At 39.7% G+C, this 3,922-nt stretch carries 2 protein-coding genes; both read left to right on the top strand.

Annotation, left to right across the window (positions count from 1 at the left end; translation table 11 throughout):
* Positions 1–304: 304 nt before the first annotated feature.
* Entirely contained in the window at positions 305–1,867 is a 1,563-nt protein-coding gene (locus Q0X89_RS02405) for an arylsulfatase (protein ID WP_297691012.1), read from the top strand.
* Positions 1,868–2,224: 357 nt separating this feature from the next.
* A partial coding sequence (locus tag Q0X89_RS02410) for a sigma 54-interacting transcriptional regulator (protein ID WP_297691013.1) occupies positions 2,225–3,922 on the top strand: 1,698 nt, incomplete at its 3' end.

Consider the following 3,922-nt stretch of genomic DNA (forward strand, 5'->3'; position numbering starts at 1 on the left):
TATTTTTATAATCAGGGCCACTACGGAATATGAATTTGAGCTGGGAAAAAATTGGGGCCTGGCACCGGCTTTCAGCTATGATTTTAAGAAAGAGTTTGGCACGTACTCTCTTGGTATTGGGTTAAGTAAAAGTTTTTAGGGATATCTAAAAAACTACCCGTGCATCTTATGCCTAATCGGTCTACTATTTATTCAAATAAATTTTATCATATATTTGAATGAAATAAATTCAAGTTATGAAATTGTGTCTCTGGTACATGATAAATTTTTGTAAAATAAGTATTCAAATATTAAAATTAAAACTATGAAAAGAACTGTTTTTTTAGGAGTACTGCTCCTTTTAATGAGTGCAATGACCTTTGCACAGCAAACCAAAAAACCTAACATCCTTGTTATATGGGGAGATGATATCGGTTATTGGAATATCAGTCATAACAATCACGGGATGATGGGGTTCCATACGCCAAACATTGACCGTATTGCAAAAGAAGGGATTGCCTTTACGGATTATTATTCCCAACAGAGCTGTACGGCCGGTCGTGCTGCATTCTTAGGGGGCAATGTACCGGTGCGCACAGGTATGACAAAAGTAGGGATGCCTAATGCTCCTCAAGGCTGGCAAAAAACGGATGTAACTATAGCCACAGTGATGAAAAGCCTGGGTTATGCCACCGGTCAGTTTGGGAAAAACCACCAGGGCGATCTGGATGAACATTTGCCAACCATGCACGGGTTTGATGAATTCTTTGGGAATCTATATCACTTAAATGCTGAGGAAGAACCGGAAAATGAAGACTATCCCCATGATTTGGTGCTGGCCAATGGAAAAAAATTCGAAGAGGTTTTCGGGCCCCGGGGCGTGATCCATAGTTGGGCAGACGGTAAAGGTGGACAGCGCGTTGAGGATACCGGCCCTCTTACCAAGAAACGCATGGAATCTATTGACGACGAATCTGTTGCAGAAACCAAAAGGTTTATCAAAGAACAGGTTGACGCCGGAAAACCCTTCTTCACCTGGTGGAACGGCACCCGAATGCATTTCCGCACGCATGTAAAAGAAGAGCGGCGCCATCCCGGTAATGATGAGTATACAGATGGGATGATAGAGCACGATATGCATGTGGGCCAGCTGCTGGACTACATTGATGAATTGGGTATTGCAGACAATACTATTATTTTTTATTCTACAGATAACGGTCCTCACTTCAACACCTGGCCAGATGCCGGCACAACTCCATTCCATGGTGAAAAGAATACCAGTTGGGAGGGCGCATTTCGGTCGCCTGCTTTTGTAAAATGGCCCGGGAAATTTCCAGCTGGGAAGACCCTTAATGGAATTTTTTCTCATGAAGATTGGCTACCTACCTTCGCCGCTGTTGCGGGATCCGACGATATTGCAGACCAGCTTAAAAAGGGGGTTACGCTCAATGGAAGACAGTACAAGAATTATATTGATGGTGTGAACCAGTTGGATTACCTCATGGGTAAAACCGAGGAATCTGCACGCAAGGGCTTCATTTATGTTAGTGATGCAGGAGAAATCACCGCGCTGCGCTACGGAGATTGGAAGGCGATGTTCCGCGTACAACGTGAAAACAAACTGGCACTTTGGTTTGAGCCTTTTGTAGAACTCAGGGGGCCATACCTGTTTAACCTAAGGCGCGATCCGTTTGAGAAAGCTTTGGTGGGCTCTAATACATATTGGGACTGGTATGTAGATCGTGTTTATATGTTGGGGGGTATGCAGTATTATGCCCTGAATTTCCTTAATACTTTTAAAGAGTTTCCTCCCAGCCAGGTACCCGGGGACTGGAGTCTGAGTTCTATTGAAAAGCAGGTTAATGAAATGATACCAACAAGTCGCTAGAACTTAAATAGTTGAAGTTTAAAAACAACTTCAAAGAGAGGTAAAATTTCACCCATGGAGTGGTTTTAGATCCGTAGAGCTGTCTATATAAGGTTACGGGTGAATGCAACTATGAAGTTTAGAGAATAGAAAAAAGGGGTGTTTCGGGAGTATCGAAGCACCCTTTCTTTATAGTAAAGTTTGAATATCCTGCATCTAAGGGTTTATATGGATCTTGTTGTTCTTCTTTGGTAGCGTACTATAAAACAGATCGAATTATACCCTAGATGAATCCTACAAAGGTTAATTCACTGTATGTACGTTGTTTAAATAATTCCTTGGATTACACTATATTTATAGCCCTTAATAATTTCCATTGTGACTGATCTGCTATTTGTTTTTTTTGCAGGAATAGCCTTAACCACAGGCTTAGCGTATGGTGGCCTGGGTATCGTTTATAAGAAATATCGGACAAATTTCATCTTTGGTCTGTTTGCAATTGTAGCGGGGATATATTTTCTGATAAATGTTCAGGAGATGCAAAATTTCGTGTTTAACACGTTTTTTGCCACGGCCATGTTTGCGCTATTTCCCTGGTATTTCGCTTTGGAGGTTGGTTTTGTTAATCGTAAGTTTCTTTGGACCATATCAGGATTTTGCACAGCCTATTTCCTGGCTATTATTCTAGTTTCTTATTATGATCTTCCCAATATTCACTATTTCTTTAGTTATGGGGCTTATATCTTAACAGCAGGCTATTGTGTATTTGGCATATTGAACAGGTCTGATAAAAATGATTTTCCCTTCTGGCCCTTGCTTGCTGTGGCTGTGTTTTATATCGTCTTTGTAACCGAGGAAATAATATTTAACCATTATGGTGATGCCTTGCCATGGAGGAATTTTTTAAGTTTTACCTATCTGGATTTGTTTCCTGTAATTATTATTTCTGCAAAGTTGATTCTCCTGGTAAACGATCAATGGCTTAAGGTAAATCTTGAAAAATCTGTGAATTTTTATAAAGAAAATCTAAATCTAATCCTGAATCAGACAAACACCTTTGTTTTAGCCTTAGATGAAAACGGAAAGATTCTTATTGCAAATCTATATTTTAAAGAATTTTTCAATCCGGGAGATGCATTTATTAATGCTAATTTTGAAAAGTTCCTGATAGGCGAAACCGGAAATGAATTTCAAAAACGGGTCTTAGACCATAAGCAAGAGAAAGGCAATTTAGTAACACAATTATTAACTAAAAATGGAGAACTAACAGTGGCCTGGTCGTTTGCAAAATTAAATAACGATCAATCCGGACAGAATTCCAGATATATTTATCTCTTTGGGACAGACATAACACAACTTAAAAAAACAGAAGAAAACCTTAGAAAGGCGTATAGCGATTTGGAAGATTTAAAGAATAAAATTCAGGCAGAGAATATACAATTGCGCAAAGAAAGCGGTACTCCAATAAGTCAAAGCACGCTAATAGGCAAGAGTCCTAATTTTAATTATGTTCTGAATAGGATAGAGGATGTTGCTACTTTAAATGTCCCGGTATTGCTGGAGGGCGAAACAGGCGTAGGCAAAGAATTATTTGCAAATGCCATCCATGAAAAAAGCGCCAGAAAAGAGAATCCGTTTATTAAGGTGAATTGTGCCGCCATTCCTGAAGAATTAATGGAAAGTGAACTATTTGGTTATGAAAAAGGCGCGTTTACAGGAGCTGAAAAGCGAAAAAAGGGAATGTTTGAATTAGCAGACAGAGGAACATTGTTTTTGGATGAGATTGGCGACCTCCCTTTATCGCTGCAACCAAAATTGTTACGGGCTCTGCAGGATGGGGAGATACAGCTCCTGGGGGCTGAAAAAGTAAAGAAAGTAGATGTTCGTATTATAGCAGCCACCAATAGAAGCCTGGAAGAAGAAGTAGAAAAGGGTAGTTTTAGATCAGACCTTTATTACAGAATAAATGTATTTCCAATTACCATCCCGCCTTTAAGACAAAGAAAGGTTGATATTCCCCTACTGGTCAGGGCCTTTGTAAATTCGTTTAATGCACAGTACCATAAAGATGTAAAC

Origin of the sequence: uncultured Eudoraea sp. (assembly GCF_947258525.1) — a bacterium.
Classification (GTDB): domain Bacteria; phylum Bacteroidota; class Bacteroidia; order Flavobacteriales; family Flavobacteriaceae; genus Eudoraea.